Raw genomic sequence first — 16,885 nt, 5'->3', positions numbered from 1 at the left:
GAGCTTGAAATGACAGTCACGAATCGCGTCGATATGCCTGATGGCGGTACTGTTACCGTAGGAGCTTCACTTGACATCGGTTTCGCATTTTTCGGTTCCGATGGCAGCACTTTTGGCTTCGCGCTGGACCCGCAACAGATTCCAGGCTTTGGTCGGGTTTTGGGCTCTAAGACAATTAGCGAAGTTATAAAAGAGATAGCCAACATCGAGGCCGCTGGGGGTAGCTATAGATTCGGCGTTGGCGATTTAGATATCCTAGATGCCTCCAATTGGGGGTCTTCTGGCACCTTTGGCTTTGGATATGATTCGGGCAGAGTTGAAATCATGTTCAATGTGCCCCTGCACGAGCTGCGAGACGCAATGAATGGCGGAGAAACTCCGAATTTGTCAAGTGTAACAATCGCAATAAACGGCGCAGTTGGTGGAGTTACCTTTCAATTTGACGATGAGGCAATTGATGGACTAATGGCCTCAATTCGGGAGCTCACCATCGACGACAATCAGCTTTCTCCCCGAGAGATAATCGAATTACTGCCTCCTGAAGCCTTCGAAGCTATACCGCCGGAGGTTTTGGACAACTTAGACGCTGATACGAGAGAGGCCATCGAACAATATCTGGAGAGCGTCAACAATCCCCCTCCTGACGGAGAACCAGACGATGGTGGGGCTGCTGGCGGAGCGTGGAGCGGAGGTGGAGGTTTCTTTCCGCAGGGAGGCAATGCGTTTGGCCATGGGGGCGGAGCCTGGAGTGGTGCTGGTGACTTTTATCCTCAGGGCGGCGGCGCATGGAGCGGCGCCGGCGATTTCTTTCCGCAAGGCGGCTTTGACTTTGGCGGGGGTGGAGCGGCATTTGGAGGTAGAGGAGGTACATTCGGCGAGGGCAGCGGTGGTGCGTGGGGACAAGGGGGCAACGCTTGGAACGGCGGTGGGCGATCGTGGGAGGACATTTCGGTTCCTGGCTGGACTGAGCCTGGAGATCCGCCGCCAGACGACAACGGAGACCCAGCCGAGGAGGAAGAGCCGGAGCGTGAGGCTGGTGGTTTTCGCCCTCCATTGGTCGATCCTCTTGTAATAGACCTCGACGGCGATGGTATAGAGTTGACGCCCCTTATAGGGTCGCAGTCTTATTTCGATCTTGATGGAGATGGCTTCGCCGAGCAAACAGGTTGGGTTGGGCCAGATGATGGTTTGCTTGTTTTGGATCGAAACGCCAATAATTTCATTGATGATATATATGAGCTATTCGGTGATACCGACGGTCACGCCCACGGTTTCTCCAGACTAGCTGAGCTAGATACTGATGGTAACGGCATTATCAATTCAAGCGATGCAGAATTCTCCGAGCTTCAGGTGTGGATAGACCGCAATACTGACGGTGTGAGTGAAGCTTCAGAGCTTTATGAGCTTGCCGAGATCGATATAATAGAAATCTCGCTCAACTATGAACTTGTCGAAGAGTTAAACGAAGGACATCGTGTCAATTACAGAGGCAGCGCTAGCTTTGCAGACGGTACGACAGCACATGTGGAGGATATCTTTTTCGAAAGATATACGGCTTCATCATACAAAAAGCTGGATGAAAGCTTCGTAATAAATGAGCGTGCGTTATTAATTCCAGTTTTATGGGCATCTGGTAATCTGGAATCGACTTGGGTAGCGTTGTCCCAGGACGAAAATCTGCTTCAGGAGGCAGAAACTCTTCTGAGCGAGATCTCAACGGGCGATATTGCTAAATTTTTATTGGATTTTGAAGGCTTTTTATATAATTGGGCTGATGTTCAAGACATCAGCACGAGTAGTCGCGGCCAATATGTAGATGGTCGAAAGCTTGCCTTTCTCGAGGCTTTGTTTGGAACGGAATTCGAGCAGCAGCACCGCTTTTTGCCAATAGTATATCAAGATCCCGATGAGCGTGCGGGAGCGCAGATCGAAAGGCAATTTGCGGACGTTGTTGAAACATTAGCTATACGATTTATCGCTCAGTCACCAACCTCACACTCATTGAGCTTGGGTGGTGATTTTGAAACGCTTGCAGCGAACATACTTTCACATCCAGCTTTCGGACTACATCTACTGGCTGACGATCTAAGTCCAACAAGTCAACAACTGAGTGGAGATCTCGGGCTAGCCCTCTCATATCTCGACGGCAACGTCCAAAAGGGTAACATTAGCCTAGGTAATGCAGTTCGTTTAGTGGATTTGCTGGCTCACGAGTTTGCGGTTTATGGCGAGGACTTCCACGATACCATCGCACGAGCAATAGAGCCGTACACCACCGAGGACTCCGAGTTGCTCTCTATTATTTCGAGATTCAAGGGCTCGGATTTCGATTTTGGCAGTGAGAATGATGATGTAATTGTTGCTGAACACGGATTTCTTCCTGCTTATCGTGAATATGGCGCTTTCATCTATGGTGGAGCCGGAGATGATCACATCATATCGACGATAAATAAGGATATCTTATACGGCGGTGAGGGAGATGACCTTCTGGAAGGTGGCCGCGGAGCGGATATCTACGTCTTTCGGCGGGGAGATGGGAGCGACACTATCAGAGACACTAATTCTGCAGATCTCGATACTGTTGTAATTTATGATTATTCACTCTCAGAATTGAGGGTCAACTTCGATGGCCTCGATGGCCGGGGCTTGAGGATCGAATTCGAAAACAGCGACGATAGTATTATTGTCGAGGATAGTTTTCAATCTACCAATGGACGGATAGTTCGATCTGAGCATGTGGAGGCTTTCGAGGTCGGTAATGAGGCAATAATTTCAATTGACAATTTATACTCAATGGCTGTTATGCAGCAAATAACGACGGGAAATGATGTAATTGCAACGCTTGAGGGTTTTGCACACAACGACGATATTGACGGCTCTAGTGGCAATGATGAAATTCGTTCTTATGAGGGTGAGGATACGCTCATTGGTAGCGTTGGCGATGACACTCTGGTCGGTGGCGTGGATGGTGATATTTACATTTACCGATCTGGTGATGATCAGGACGTAATTCACGATCAAGGTAGTGAGAATGGAGTGGATGTCGTTCGAATCGAAGGCTACAGCTTGGCGGATGCCAAGTTCACTATCGATCCGGATCCGACGGAAATTTATGAGAGAGATAACCTTCTAATCACATTCGAGGGCTCGGCTGATCGTCTGATACTCGTAAACAGTATCTTGAGCAGCTCTGGTGTTTATAGCCGCGCCGACCGTATCGAAGCCATCGAATTTGATGGCGGGGTGGTTTTGGATGCGGACGCAATCCTTGAGAAGATCATTGCCGATCAGATTACCAGCAATGATGACATCGTCGATGGCTTCAGACAGCGCGATGATTTCATTGATGCCGGCGCAGGTAATGACAGTATCAATGCAGACACAGGAAACGACACTCTGATCGGCGGTGCCGGCAACGACATCCTCGTTGGCAAAAGTGGCAGCGATACGTATCTTTTTGCTGTCGGCGATGGCGTGGACGTTATCGAAGATGATGGCAGCCTAAATGATGTCGATGTTTTGCGCTTTGAGGGTTACGAGGCGTCGGATGCCACATTCACACTCGATTCGGACGATATAAATGATGTGCTCGTATCGTTTGGTGGCAATGGAGATCAGATCAGGCTGGTCGATGCAATTCTGGTCAATGGGGGTTACTCCGGTCGAAACCAGATTGATAATATTGAATTCGCCGATGGTATCGTACTCGATGGTGAAGGCATACAAGATCGGATCCTGAGTGATCAGACAACGGCAGGTGACGATATCATTTCCGGTTTTGCGAACCGGGCGGATGCTCTAAATGGAGGAAGTGGCAACGACTTACTCTCCGCTGACAGCGGAGATGACATACTTGTTGGCGGTCTGGGTGACGACACATTGGTCGGCGGACGGGGCGACGATCTCTACATCTTCAGTCGCGGCGATGGCCAAGACATTGTACGCGACGGAGGGGGGCTTTTAGACAGTGACCTCGTTCTGATCGAGGGTTACACATCGGAGGAGGCGCGATTTAGTCAGGATCCGGAACTCACAACAGATGTTCTGATCACTTTCGAGGGCACGACCGATGTCATTCGATTGGTCGATGCGGCGGGCCAGTCCAGCAGCTATGATCGGGTTGAGCGTGTCGAATTCGCAGACGGCGTCGGTCTCGATGCTCAGAGTATTCGTGATCGTCTGCTATCCGACCAGATCAGCGCCTCAGATGACAGTATCGTCGGCACGGATAGCGGGGATTTGATTGAAGCTAGAGGCGGCAACGATCTGATTCTGGCAGGTGACGGAGCCGACACCCTCATCGGGGATCTAGGTGATGATACTCTCACAGGCGAAGACGGCGACGACACCTACATATTCCGCGCTGGCGATGGGCGAGATGTGATTGATGACCATGGCGGCGCTGAAGACAACGATGTCCTTCGTATCGAAGACTATGCATCTGTGGACGCGATGTTCCACTTTGATGCGGGCAACCTGAACGATGTGCTTATATCTTTCGCGCAGGCTGATGATGAGATCCGCCTCGTCTATGCCATCACGGGCAACGGCGGGTACTCCAACTGGCGACAGGTAGATCAGATCGAGTTCGCAGATGGAGTGCTGCTGGATGGCGACGATGTCAGAGAGCGCCTGCTGATTGACCAGGCTACCAACGGGGACGATCTCATTTTCGGATTTGCCAACCGGGATGACCTTCTCGACGGTGGAGATGGGAATGATCAGCTCTCTGGAAACACTGGGAATGATACCCTCCGCGGTGGTGTTGGTGACGATACAATGATCGGGGGAGAGGGTGCGGACCTCTATGTTTTCCAACGTGGCGACGGGCATGACACCATTGTCGATGAAGAAGCGGTTTCTGATGGTGAGGATGTCTTGAGGATCGAAGGATACACCGCCGATGAGGCTGTGTTCACTTATGATCCCAACGATGGAGATGACGTTCTTATTAGCTTCGAAGGAACGGATGATACACTGCGATTGGTCAATGCCGTCGGCACATCAAGTGATCTGGACCAGATAGAACGCATCGAATTCGATGGGGGCGTTGTACTGCAGGTCGATGACGTGCGAGATCGCCTCCTCGCTGATCAAGCGAATGATAGTGATGACAACATCAGCGGTTCAAATGGCGCTGATCTGCTCGACGGTGGTGGTGGGGATGACTCGATTGAAGCCGGCTCAGGCGCCGATACTCTGATCGGTGGTGTTGGTGATGATACGCTGATCGGCGGCGATGGCACAGACACGTATGTGTTCCGCCGAGGCGACGGTGAGGATCTGGTCCACGATCAAGGCGATGCTGAGACCGATACCTTGCGTATCGAGGGTTATACCCCGGACGAAACCCGCATCACCTTCGATCCCTTAGATCGGGATGATATTCTGATTTCCTTTGACGGCACGGCAGATCGCTTACGCCTCGTTGATGCGACATCGGACTTTATCGGCTTCTTCAACGATGCCGGTCAAATCGAACGTATCGAATTTGAGGACGGAACATCGCTGTCATCGATGGATATGCGTGATCGAATGGTCGTCGATCAGACCAGCGACAACGACGATGTTATATACGGTATTGAGTACAGCAGCGATATGATCGACGCGAAAGCCGGCAATGATGAAGTCTTCGCAGACTCCGGTCACGATACCATTATCGGCGGTGTCGGAAATGATACGCTGATTGGCGGATGGGGAGACGATACGTACGTCTTTCGCCGGGGCGACGGGCAAGATCTTATCCATGATCAGGGTTATCACTTAGATGAGGACATATTGCGTATTGAAGGTTATGTGCTGGGGGAGGCAAGAATAATCTTTGATCCCAATGATGCGAATGACGTGCTTATTAGCTTCGGTGGTGCGGATGATAGTATTAGGCTTGTTGATGCCACTTCGAGGAGGAATGGTGACTTTGACTCCAGTGACAGAGTTGGAGTCATCGAATTTGATGGTGGAGCAATACTCGATGCTGAGAGTCTTCGAGATCGAATGATTCTCGACCAGAATACGAATGATGATGATCTGGTTCTCGGTTATTTTAACAGAGCGGATTGGATCGAGGCTGGATTTGGTAATGACACCCTGACTGGAGCAAGCGGCAGCGATACTTATGTTTTCCGCCGCGGTGACGGGCAGGATGTAATTCATGATCAGGGTGGAGCGTCGGACTCAGATACCTTGCGTATCGAGGGGTATCTCCTGGAAGACTTAATTTTCGAGCGAGACGACAAAGATGCGATTGTTCGCTTTAGCGGTACGGATGATAGCCTGCTGCTCGTTGATGCAATTGCTGGCACGCTTGGAGGCTTTGACTCAAACGACCGCATCGAAAACCTTCAGATCGGCGAGGACGACTCGCAAAGTCTGTGGAGTTTCTACTCCTGAGTGGAAACTAATCTGATACGAAAAGCCGAGGCTCCTGGTAAGGGAACCTCGGCGTTCTCGTTTCCGACGACATTCAAGATTTCTAAGGCGGCTCCGCCTCGTATCCCCCCAATTACTCCACACGCCGTATCGCCCGCCCCAGCGTCGCGCGGGAGACGTCCAGCCGGCGCGCCGCTTCCGCCAGGCTCACACCGTCCTGCGCGATGAGACGATGTGCCTCCAGCACGGTTTCCAGATCGATCACAGGCGGACGGCCCAGCCTTTTGCCCCGCCGGCGCGCGGCATCGAGCCCGGCCTGCGTATTGAGCCCGGCCTGCGTATTGTCGCCAATGATATCGCGCTGGAATTCGGCTGTCTAGCCCCCTGTGTCTGGGCCACTGATCAGGGGTTTCTCTAATATTGTTTCAGGAACGGGTGGGCGCATGTTGAGTGCCTGATGCGGTCGGGTGTGATTGTACTGCCTGAGCCAGTGATTGATGACGATCTGAGCTTGCTTGGTCGTCGTGAACCACTCCGCATTGAGAACCTCTCGCCGTAATGTCCCATTGAAGCGCTCGTTGTATCCGTTCTCCCAGGGTGATCCTGGGTAGATGCGGATGGGCTTGATCCCAACACGCCGAAGCCAGCCCTGCATCGCCTCTGCTGCGAACTCGGGTCCGTTATCGGACCGGATATACTCCGGGGAACCGTGGCGCAGCAGGAGCGGATAGAGTGCTTCGAGAACTTCGTCGGCACCCATCTTGGTGCGGACCACAACAGCCAAGGCCTGCCGCGTGAACTCGTCGAGAACCGTCAGCATCTTGTAACTGCGCCCATTGCTGAGCTTGTCATGCACGAAGTCTATTGCCCAAACATGGTTCGGGTGCGTGGGCCGAAGCCGGATGATCGAGCTGCCCTTGTGGTAGAGCCGCTTGCGCTTTTTGTGCCGCTGCGGAAGCTGCAATCCTTCCTCACGCCAGAGCCGCTCGACCTTCTTGTGATTGACCCGCCAGCCTTCCATGTGAAGCAGCTCCGTGATCTTGCGGTAGCCATATCGCCCGTACTGCTTCGCCAACCGGATCAGAGCCAACCGTAGCGCATCATCGTCTCTCTGTGTTGGCTGATATTGCAGGGAGCTCCGCGCCAGGCCAATCACCCGGCAGGTCCGCCGCTCAGACGTGGCAAGCTTCTGGCGTGTGTGAAGGACGGCCTGACGAAGCTCCTCTGTGGTCAGGCCCTGGGCTTTAGGTGGTTCAGGCTTTCCTTGAGTATGAGCTTGTCCAGTTCGAGCTCGGCGACGATCTTCTTCAGTCGGGCGTTCTCTTTCTCCAAACTCTTCATCTCCGACAGCTGCGACCGGCCCATCCCGCCAAACCGTTTCCGCCAGTTGTAGTATGTCGCGTCGCTGATCCCGACGCCGCGGCATGCAGTGGCCACGTCATCGCCCGCCGTCAGCTTCAGCTCGATCTCACGCAGCAGCTTCAAGATGTCTTCGTCTGAATGTCGCTTCCTCGCCATGCCCAATCCCCCCTCTCGCGGCCAATGTAATGGCCCAGTTCTAGGGGGGAAGGACAGGATGTCCTGTAGCATCCATGGAAAGCAGTAGAAGAAATCCGCAGCTCTTGCTGTCTTCGATGGCATTCTGCCGTCATCGGTGGAAAAAAGAAGAACAAGCATCCTAAAAACAGTATGATAAGGATCATAGGCTGGGGTATATGAAAGCGAGAACACTAGCTCCACCTCACATAGCATCTATCCGCAAGCCAGTAGATCATGCCTCTGACATGAGCATGGTTAATAGTGAAATACTCAAAGCCTGCCCCCATGTCTTGAAGTGTCGGCTGGATAATTTTTTCATCAATGATTTCGTCTACTTGTTGTCGATCAAGAGATGAGACGTGCGGAATAATATGATTTTCAAAAACATCATTTATTCGGGCGAGAAACAAAGCAAAAATCTTCTGCGCCGACGGGTAGTGTTGCATCTTCGCCAGTAGCTTCGCAAAAAGCTCTTTCTTGGCTTGAGCGCCTTCGACTTGATCTTGACGCTCTGCGTCTTCTAACTTGGCTTCCAAGCCAACTAGAGCTTCTACGCTCCGCTTGTTTTGGAACATCTGTAAGTCGTCGATGAACCCGTCGACACAAATATTTCCATCTAAAATTTCCTTATCGAGACGGTCCAGGAGTCCGGTAACTTGTGACTGGCCTGACAAAGTGGCTTCCCTGACAAAATGTGGCACGGCTTCATTCCGCACCCACAACTAATTGTGCAAACACACAATATGCGCTTTTTGTCTGGAGGCAAGGATAGTCAGCACGTAAGAGTTACGCGCGATCATCGATGCCAGACAGTCCATTATATTGAAACTGCGACTAACGTCCGGTTTGGAAGGCTGCAGCTGCAGCATCCTGACCTGCCTGTCAACGGCTTGTATGGGCCCTTCCACGAGTTATCCTCCTTATCAGGCCCATCTAGACAGCTGCTCCCCCCTGCAAAGGCCCCCGCATCCGCGCCTTCACCGACTTGACCAGCTCCTCCGGAACATCCCGCCCGAGCTGCGCCTCAACCCGCTCAAACGCATACTCAAACGCCGCTTCGATCTCTTCGAGCAGCCGCACCACGACATCCCGCGAGAGACCCGCCCGCTCGGCGGTCTGCATGAAGTGCCGAGCCACGATGTCATCGACACGGTAGTGCCGGTTGGTCCCGACCGACATCGCGAGCTTCACCTTTGGTCCCTGCAGCTGACCTGCATCGATACTGGGCTGGACCGAGATCACATCGTAGAGCGGCGTGAGGCGGAACCGCCCGCCGGGCCGCAGGAACAGGCTGACGTTCTTCGCATGCCCGTCCGTGGCGGCCATCAGCCAGAACAGGATCTGGGCCTTCAGGAAGGCGATGCGGTCCTGCTCGGGCACATCGCTGGCCTTGAGCAGATCCAGGATGTCGGCGGCACTCGGCCCGCCATCGTTCTGGTACTTGCGCGTGGGCGGCACGCCGAGAGCCTGGCAGCAGTCCTCCTGCGGCAGACGCAGCAGGCGTCCGTCTGCAGCATGCCGCCGGTCGAAGCGTTCGACGACCAGGACGCGGTGTTCGCCGAAGTCGCGGATCTCGGTCTGGGCGACCTCCAGCCCGAAGGCCTCCAGCAGCCGCAGGCAGAGATGCTCGTTCTCCACCGAGTGGGAGAGATCGACACCGAGGGGCAGGCGCCCGATCTGCGGCTTCAGGATATGGGTGGTCGGCGTGGTGCCATGCGGGCGCAGCCAGTGCCCGTCGTGATAGAGCAGCGCGGTCTTTTCCTGCGCCCCGGCAATGGAGATTCGGAAGTCCTGGTCGTCGCCCAAGCCCAGCGGCACATTGCCGAGATTGGCGATCATCGCGGCGATCTCATCCTCGTCCAGGACATCGCCGCGGATCTGGTCCGCCGGATCCGGCACCTCTCCCTCGGGCAGGAATTGCAGAGCCCCGACGCAATCCCGGCCGACCGCACTCAGCAGGCTGAAGGCGTCGATGCCCTCCGCGCCCCGGCGCTCGGCGACCCGCCGGCGGATCGCGTCGCTGTCGGGCAGCAGGTTGTCGAAGACGGCGATGACCGGCGCACCGAGATAGCGGTCCTCCCGCAAAGGCAGCGACAGGGAGATCGGCATCGTGTGCTCCCAGGCGAGCCACTCCGGCGCATACTGGAAGTCGATGGCGCCGCTGCTCTGCCGCGTCAGCCGGCCCACATGGCGGGTGTTCAGGAAGACCTCCAAGGGCGTGTATTTGCGCTGACGCCCCATCAGAAGATGTCCTCGATCTCGTCGGGCGCGCCCTTGCTGCGCTCCCGGATCACCAGCTCCAGATCGAGGGCCGCGAGGATGTCGCAGATGGTCTGGATCTTGGTCGCCGGATTGCCGGTCTCGATCTTGGAGAGGGTTTCCTGGCGCAGGCCCGCCTTGCGGCCGGTCTCGCTCTGGGTCTGATCCTGGGACCGCCGGATGCGGCGCAGGGCGTCTCCGATCTGTTTGGGGGTGCGGGCGATATGGTCCATGCTTGGCCTCTTTTTGTTCTATTATGCCGAATGAAGCATAAAATGTCAATATGATGATTGGAGCATGAATGTAAGTTATGGCGAATGGCGCATACCAATACAGCATGCGCCATCTTGCGGGAGCCGGCTACGGATCCCGCGATGCCAATTCCGCCTGGATCGTCTCGATGGACGCGAGCGCATTGCGGCGCTGCGCCGTGTCCGGATCGGACTGCACCAGGGCGTTGAATGTCTCGCGCAGCAGGCGGTGCAGCTCAGGTGTGCTGCGCTGTGCCGCTTCAAAGCGTGTGATGAGCTTCATGTCATCCTCCTTGGGTGGATCAGGAGGCCCCGACCATCAGGGCCTTTCGGCCCCGTCCCATCCTCATTGGCCCCTGAAGGCCCGATGGGCGGCGGGGGACGGATCTTGGCAGTGGAGGATCGGCGTGAAGATCTGAGCAGGGATTGAAGGGCAGAGGAGCAAAGCCTGCGGCTGTGCTGGTCGTCTTGCGTGGATTTAAGGCTTGGGGCGTTGCCCCCGGCGCGGACCAAGGGGTGGGTCCTCGCCATGCTCGCTTCCGCGCCCTGCGGCTTGTGCAGCTGCGCGTGGCTCCGGTCCCGCAGCAAAAGCTGCGCCCGTGATCCTTGCACCCCCCTCTTAGCCAGAGCGGCAGATCGGTTGCATGCGCAACCCATCAGCAGACAAGGAAGAGGAAGACAAGATGCCGTTCGAGAACACCCTCCAGTGCGGAGATTCAAATCAGATTATCGGGGCCATGCCCGAAGGAGCCGTTGACCTCGTCGTCACCGATCCCCCCTACGGCGTGAACTACCGGGACCGGACGGGCCGGACGGTGAAGAATGACGATACGTTGGAGAGCGTGCTGCCGGTCTTCGATCAGCTCTACCGAGCCTTGAAGCCGGGTGGGTTCTGCATCTCGTTCTATGGCTGGAACCGGATCGACCGCTTTATGGCGGCCTGGAAAGCGGCCGGGTTCACCGTGGCCGGACACATGGTCTGGACCAAGGACTATGCCTCCCGGCGGCGCTATCTCGCCTATCACCACGAACAGGCCTACGTGCTGGTCAAGGGCCAGGCAAAGCTACCAGGCAAGCCCCTCGCCGATGTTCAGCCCTGGGTCTATAGCGGCAACAAGGCCCATCCCACGGAAAAGGCGGTGGAGGTTCTGTCCCCACTAATCCGCTCGTTCTCACGTCGAGGCGATCTGGTCTGTGATCCCTTCGCCGGATCGGGCGCGACGCTGGTGGCGGCAGCCCTGGCAGGGCGACGCTATCTCGGCGTGGAGCTGGAAGAGGGGTACTGTCGGCAGGCGCGGACGCGGCTGGAGGGGGTGGTAAGGTACAAGGAGGAGCGGGAGGTGGTGGTGGCTTAGCGAGCAAAGCGAGCTGGACACCTCCGGAACTCCTTTGGTTTCTGAGTGCCCAGCACGGCTGGCGGTTTGTGGCCGTACGCGAGGCGCAGGGGTGGGCTTCGGTTTGGGCATTTGAGGCTCGCGCTGGGCGGCTGCGTGGTTCGCGCAGTCGCCGTTTGGGCTAGGAGCTATCCCATGCCGCACATGTTGTTGTCTGTATTTACGAGCGTGATCTTTGTCCTGGCGCTGGCACTTCCCAACGGCGCCAACAATCGGCACGTCAGGGGATCCGCGAAGCGCTTACAATTATAGATTGATCGCCTCAAAATTGAGTGTATAATATATGCAGGAGAAAAGATCTGCTTCCTTATGGATGATCGCTTCTTGATCATCGTCTTTTAGGAAATTTTTCTCCAAACAGCCCAAGTGCAATAATTGTTCTCCAAAGAACCCAGATGCAGTGGAGTGATTTTATGGCCGAGGATAAATTCAAGTTGGAACTTGCCGAGCTCATGGCAAAGCATGGCGTGGGCGGCCTACCCCAAGATACCGTGAGAGGTCCGAGCATCCCTGGCGGGGTCGGCACGGTGGCCAGTTACATCAAAGAGATCATCACGGACTCGCAGGCTTTCGATGAGACCGTGCTCAATCGCGTCGTGAGCGTTCTGAAGACCAAGTAGGCTAGGACGGCACGCATACGAAACGGAAAGCGATGTTCCGTCTATAGGTGGAACATCGCGCGACCGCCGTTACTGAGGGAAGTACTAAACGCCATGGACAAGCAGGGACCTCGCCACGTCAAAAGCTTTCGCGAGGCTCTCGCGCTCTCCTCGCGCCGCCTAGGATTTTCGGTCACTCAGGGGTGCCCCCTGAAATGCGGCCATTGTAGTGTCGGTGCTTCGCCCGAGTTGCATGCTAATCGCTACGGCCGATCCTTTGGGCAGGAAGTCGTGCGTCAGATGCCCGCCATTGCTGATACTGGCATCTGGTCCATCGATTTTACTGGTGGCGAGCCGACTCTTCTGATGGGTTTTGTGGGCGATGTTAGCGCCGCGGCGGCGGAGTTCGATATTTCCTGTGGCATCGTCACGGCGGCGCATTGGGCCCGTACCAGAGAACAAGCGCGGCGAACGCTGCGATGCCTTCGGAACATCGATCATTGGGACATCTCGACAGATGTTTATCACACCGATTTCGTTCGTCTGGATGCCGTAGAACGTGCCTATGAGATGCTGAAGGACGAGGGCAAATCGGTTATCATCCGGATCGCCTATCACGAGCCGATGACCCGCGACGATGCTGTTCTGATCGACGCCGTGATGGCGTTCGCCGGGCGAGACGTCTCGTTTCAGCCGATCGGGCCGGTAGGCCGCGGCTCGGACATAACGCAGAGCTCCATCGCGGATGCCGAGAGCTACGATCGGGGACCGTGCCCCACCACCGGCCCCTTGATCCAATGGGATGGACGGGTCGCGCCCTGCTGCGCCCCTGCGAGCCATGAGATGCATGACCACGCACTTTGGCTCGGCTCCGCTCACTGTTCCCCGATCGCAGACATCGTTCGTCGTTGGCGGATCGATCCCCTGTTGCAGACGATACGGGTCTGGGGGTTCGAAATCGTTAGGAACTGGTTCGCTGAGGCCGGAGTCGAAGGCGCTCACATTTTGCGGTCCCGCACCTGCGACACCTGCGTTGAGATGCTGAGGGATCCTACGCTGTTGGCCATCGCGGTCGAGCGAGCTGGCACTCTTTCGCATCGCGTCCGGCTGGCTTACGCGCTGTTGGAAGAGTTCGACGAGCCTTGGCTTGACGAATTACTTCGGCGCGAAGCTGCGGAGTATCTGCGCGTCGGCGCATGGCCAGCCCGTCACTTCGAGGCTGCCTAGTATGGCGCGTGTCCTGCTCGTCTCAATGCCTTGGTGCGCGGCGTCGCGGCCGAATCTTTCGACAGGCGTGCTCAAGTCCATCGCGCAGCAGAGTGGCAGCACCTGCGAGTCCTATGACGCGAACCTCGTGATGGCGAACCGGATCGGTGCTGACGCCTACGAGACGCTAGCCGAAACACCTGCGATCTTCGGTCTGTGCGAGCACGTGTTTGCCTGCGATCTCTTCGGCCCGGATGCGCTCGACTCCGATGCCTTCATCGCTCAGTTCGGGGATGATGGCGAGGGGAAGGTCTTCCGCGAGCTTCGGGACCGGATCGTACCCAGCGCATTGGACGATATGGAAGATGCGGTCCTCGCTGCTGGCCACTCAATCATCGGCTTCTCGTGCACTTTCAATCAGGTCTTTCCCAGCCTCGCCCTCGCCCGTCGGATCAAGTTGCGCACGCCTGAGACAACGATATTGCTCGGCGGTGCCTGCGTGCACGGTGAAATGGGCGAGGAGTACGCGCGTGCCTTTGTTGACATCGTCGATCACGTCTTCCTTGGCGAGAGCGACGAGAGCTTTCCGGCCTTCCTGCGTTGCGTCGATTCCGGCAGCGCACTCGCGCAGATCGACGGCATCACCGTTCGCGGGTCCCGGACCACTCAGCCGAAACCGATCTCCTCGATGGATGCGGTCCCGGCACCAGATTATTCCGACTTCTACGCCACGCGCAGGGCGATGATTGCAAAGGGCGCCTCATTGCCCGATGTCGCGGCCCTGCCGTATGAGGGATCACGCGGCTGCTGGTGGGGGCAGAAGCATCACTGCACCTTCTGCGGGCTCAACAACCTCGGGATGGCCTTCCGTGAAAAGCCAGCATCGCGCGTTGCAGAAGAGATAGCGGCCCTCGCTCAGAGGCACCAAATCATGCGCTTCATGGCAGCGGACAATATCATCACCCATCGCGACCTCCGCGCGCTGCTGAACCGCTTGGCCGACCTGGAAGGAGAGTTCAGCCTCTTCTATGAGGTCAAGACGAACCTGAAGCGCGACGAGGTGGCCGCTCTTGCCAAGGCTGGCGTACGCTGGGTCCAGCCGGGTATCGAGGCGTTCTCCGACGCGCAGCTCCGCCGGATGGAGAAGGGCTGCACCGCCCTGCAAAACGTCCGACTGTTGCGGCTATGTGCTGAGTTCGGCATTCAGCCGTCCTACAACATCCTCGTCGGGTTTCCGGGTGAGACTGTCGCTGATTACGACGAGCAGATCAGCCTAATGGCGCGCATCTTGCACCTTTCTCCCCCGTCGGGGCCGCCCAGCCTCGTACAGATCCACCGCTTCTCGCCCTTTCACGCGCGGCAGGCTGAGTTCGGGTTCGAGAACGTCCGACCGGTATCCTATTACGCCCATCTTGTGCCGGCCGACGTAGCCGACATCGGCCAGATCGCCTACTTTTTCGATCGAGACAACCCGCCGGATGCGCCGTTACATGAGGCGATGGAAAGGCTACGCAACGCAGTTGATGCGTGGCGGGCAGCAAACCGGACGCTAACCCTTCGGCTTGGGCCGGGCTTCTCGGAAGTCACCGTCGCGACAGTCGGGGACAAGCGGATCGAAACTCTGGACCTCTTCGAGACGGCGCTGCTTCTGCATGCAGACAGCCCAAAGACGGCGGACGCCCTCGTGGCTTTGTCGGGCGCAGTCGCCACTGCGGACGGCTCCAAGGCGGCTGAAATTCTAGAGTCGATGGTTGAGCGAGGATTTCTTGCCGTGGGCGATCGAACTTATGTTTCCACTGTTCCCTTCGCCGAGCCACAATGCGAGGCGGCTCTCTCGCGTTGGCTAGACAGATGGGGCGGTATCAAACCTGTCTCGTTGCACGGAAGGTCGCAGTCTCGAGCAGGCGAAGCTCAGCCCGCCTAGACCGTTCGCGGAAGACCGCGATGCCCATGTCGGTGGCTAGCGTCCTTGGTCCGAGGATGAGAGCGGCGGTCGAGGTGCCGCTATAATCGCTCGAAACCGTGACGGTGCGACCATCCTTCGACGCCGCGACGTCGATCCTGTAGCCGTTGAGGTATCGCCCGAGCCAACGGTGATCGAAGGCTGCCGATGCCGCCCGACACCGGCCGGCGAATGCAAGGTGACCGTTGATCGACAAGATACGACATCCTGTGCTCTCTAGCATCTGAACGAGGACGGGCCTTCCGTCCTGCCGCCGCCCGGTCCATGTCCGCATGCCGCGAGCTTGGAGCGATACTGGCACCCCGTTCAGTCGCGCCCCGCGCATCACTCCGTGTGCCTCGCATTGGAACACGCCGAGCCCACCGGCGATGTAGAACGCCGCGCGTTCCTTCTTTAGCGAGACCGGCGCCGGAAATGCGGCGGTGGTCGATGACGCAGTAGCAAGAACGTTGTCAGTCGCCGCATTTTCGGGGCCTGAGTAGGCGGCCATGGTAGCGAGGCCCGTGCCTGCAGAGGGATCGAGTTCGATCCGGGCGCGGAATCCACCGATCTCGCCCTCGTTGAAGAGGATTGGCCGACCACCGCGCTTCGTGCAGAATAACCCTGGCATCGCGCACAGCGCGTCCGGTCCGAACGGGGGCGACGCCCTAGAGGTCATCGCCGCAACCGACCGCGACGCGCGCGCGCCCGATGGGAATAGGAGCGTTGCCATCAGACCGCCGATTCCCTCGACCGTCGCCCAAAGGAACCCCGCTGGCGCAAACCGCCCATCCGCCTCGTAGAAACGGAAAGGAGTCGGGCGCCCTGTTTCGGGGTCTCGGACATGGCCCTGCGCGATCGTTGCGCCCTCGGGCGGTCTCGTGGCGATGCCCGTCAGCGACAAGTGCGCGAGCGCATGAAGATGGAGCCAGCCGTCGAAGTTGAGCCCCGTCCGCCGTTCGATCCAAGCCCCGATGAGAGCATACCCGGCGTTCGAATAGCTGAAGTGTCCGATCGCCGCGTCGAAACGGATGTCTGAGACGTCAGTGTCTCCGGGTCCAATCGCGCTCAGCGGGGCGCAGTTCCGCAACCCGGCCGTATGGGTCAGAACTTGAACTAGGCTGACGGGACGTTTGATTCGACGCGCGATCGGCTCGGGAATGTCAGGACAGATGTCCGCATCAATGTCGTGGTCGGTGGTGAAAGCGTGGTCTAAAGCAGCGAAGGCGACCAACGTCTTCGTAAGTGACCCGATCCTAAACCAGATCGGTCCATTGCTTGCGATGTTGGCGGGGCTGAACTGGGCGCGGTAGTGATGTTGACCCT

The 16,885-nt window shown here is 56.9% G+C and carries 12 protein-coding genes and 1 pseudogene; 5 read left to right on the top strand and 8 right to left on the bottom strand.

What is annotated here, in order from left to right; all coding sequences use genetic code 11:
- The first annotated feature begins 9 nt into the window (after positions 1 to 9).
- Entirely contained in the window at positions 10 to 6,390 is a 6,381-nt protein-coding gene (locus I0K15_RS02470) for a calcium-binding protein (protein ID WP_196103876.1), read from the top strand.
- Positions 6,391 to 6,502: 112 nt separating this feature from the next.
- Here the strand turns inward: I0K15_RS02470 and I0K15_RS02465 are convergent, their stop codons facing one another.
- The 7 genes and pseudogenes from I0K15_RS02465 to I0K15_RS02440 form a co-directional block, all read right to left on the bottom strand.
- Complete coding sequence (locus I0K15_RS02465) at positions 6,503 to 6,634, bottom strand: helix-turn-helix domain-containing protein (protein WP_196103875.1); 132 nt, start codon at positions 6,632 to 6,634, stop codon at positions 6,503 to 6,505.
- Positions 6,635 to 6,745: 111 nt separating this feature from the next.
- Positions 6,746 to 7,887 (bottom strand): IS3 family transposase gene (locus tag I0K15_RS02460; RefSeq protein ID WP_422393987.1). Its coding sequence is split into 2 segments (ribosomal slippage): positions 6,746 to 7,624 and positions 7,627 to 7,887, totalling 1,140 coding nucleotides; the frame shifts between segments, so codons are not numbered across the junction.
- Positions 7,888 to 7,992: 105 nt separating this feature from the next.
- Positions 7,993 to 8,046: pseudogene (locus I0K15_RS21240) on the bottom strand (hypothetical protein); the annotation flags it as partial.
- 53 nt (positions 8,047 to 8,099) lie between these two features.
- Positions 8,100 to 8,624: an ABC-three component system protein gene (locus I0K15_RS02455; RefSeq protein ID WP_230374246.1), complete on the bottom strand. Its 525-nt coding sequence runs from the start codon at positions 8,622 to 8,624 to the stop codon at positions 8,100 to 8,102.
- A 217-nt stretch (positions 8,625 to 8,841) separates the two neighbouring features.
- Complete coding sequence (locus tag I0K15_RS02450) at positions 8,842 to 10,149, bottom strand: type II toxin-antitoxin system HipA family toxin (RefSeq protein WP_196103873.1); 1,308 nt, start codon at positions 10,147 to 10,149, stop codon at positions 8,842 to 8,844.
- A complete protein-coding gene (locus I0K15_RS02445; RefSeq protein WP_196103872.1) occupies positions 10,149 to 10,400 on the bottom strand; it encodes a helix-turn-helix domain-containing protein in 252 nt (83 codons plus the stop codon). Before I0K15_RS02445 ends, I0K15_RS02450 begins: the two co-directional genes overlap by 1 nt.
- Positions 10,401 to 10,527: 127 nt before the next feature.
- On the bottom strand, positions 10,528 to 10,701 hold the full coding sequence (locus I0K15_RS02440; RefSeq protein WP_196103871.1) for a hypothetical protein: 174 nt from the start codon (positions 10,699 to 10,701) through the stop codon (positions 10,528 to 10,530).
- Positions 10,702 to 11,155: 454 nt separating this feature from the next.
- Here I0K15_RS02440 and I0K15_RS02435 point away from each other — a divergent pair, with 454 nt between their 5' ends.
- From I0K15_RS02435 to I0K15_RS02420, 4 genes are all read left to right on the top strand, one after another.
- Positions 11,156 to 11,773 carry a DNA methyltransferase gene (locus I0K15_RS02435; RefSeq protein ID WP_230374245.1) on the top strand — a complete coding sequence of 206 codons (618 nt, stop codon included), beginning with the start codon at positions 11,156 to 11,158 and terminating at the stop codon, positions 11,771 to 11,773.
- A 452-nt stretch (positions 11,774 to 12,225) separates the two neighbouring features.
- Positions 12,226 to 12,432, top strand: coding sequence for a hypothetical protein (locus tag I0K15_RS02430; protein WP_196103870.1), 207 nt, complete (start codon positions 12,226 to 12,228; stop codon positions 12,430 to 12,432).
- 93 nt (positions 12,433 to 12,525) lie between these two features.
- On the top strand, positions 12,526 to 13,638 hold the full coding sequence (locus tag I0K15_RS02425; protein ID WP_196103869.1) for a radical SAM protein: 1,113 nt from the start codon (positions 12,526 to 12,528) through the stop codon (positions 13,636 to 13,638).
- A 67-nt stretch (positions 13,639 to 13,705) separates the two neighbouring features.
- The gene (locus I0K15_RS02420; RefSeq protein ID WP_230374244.1) at positions 13,706 to 15,541 is read left to right on the top strand and encodes a RiPP maturation radical SAM C-methyltransferase; all 1,836 of its coding nucleotides are present in this window, start codon (positions 13,706 to 13,708) and stop codon (positions 15,539 to 15,541) included.
- Here I0K15_RS02420 and I0K15_RS02415 read toward each other — a convergent pair.
- Positions 15,480 to 16,793 (bottom strand): serine hydrolase domain-containing protein, encoded by a 1,314-nt coding sequence (locus I0K15_RS02415; RefSeq protein ID WP_230374243.1) that lies wholly within the window; start codon positions 16,791 to 16,793, stop codon positions 15,480 to 15,482. The two genes, I0K15_RS02420 and I0K15_RS02415, sit on opposite strands and share 62 nt — an antisense overlap.
- Positions 16,794 to 16,885 lie beyond the last annotated feature (92 nt).

Origin of the sequence: Pontivivens ytuae (genome assembly GCF_015679265.1) — a bacterium.
Lineage (GTDB): Bacteria > Pseudomonadota > Alphaproteobacteria > Rhodobacterales > Rhodobacteraceae > Pontivivens > Pontivivens ytuae.
Note: the sequence above shows the minus strand (reverse complement) of the source record. Positions and strands in the feature narration are given on the sequence as shown.

Excerpts from the sequence above, each read along its gene's own strand:
- I0K15_RS02470 (WP_196103876.1), top strand. The coding sequence starts at position 10 with ATGACAGTCACGAATCGCGTCGATATGCCTGATGGCGGTACTGTTACC.
- I0K15_RS02450 (WP_196103873.1), bottom strand. The coding sequence starts at position 10,149 with ATGGGGCGTCAGCGCAAATACACGCCCTTGGAGGTCTTCCTGAACACC.
- I0K15_RS02445 (WP_196103872.1), bottom strand. The coding sequence starts at position 10,400 with ATGGACCATATCGCCCGCACCCCCAAACAGATCGGAGACGCCCTGCGC.
- I0K15_RS02440 (WP_196103871.1), bottom strand. The coding sequence starts at position 10,701 with ATGAAGCTCATCACACGCTTTGAAGCGGCACAGCGCAGCACACCTGAG.
- I0K15_RS02435 (WP_230374245.1), top strand. The coding sequence starts at position 11,156 with ATGCCCGAAGGAGCCGTTGACCTCGTCGTCACCGATCCCCCCTACGGC.
- I0K15_RS02430 (WP_196103870.1), top strand. The coding sequence starts at position 12,226 with ATGGCCGAGGATAAATTCAAGTTGGAACTTGCCGAGCTCATGGCAAAG.
- I0K15_RS02425 (WP_196103869.1), top strand. The coding sequence starts at position 12,526 with ATGGACAAGCAGGGACCTCGCCACGTCAAAAGCTTTCGCGAGGCTCTC.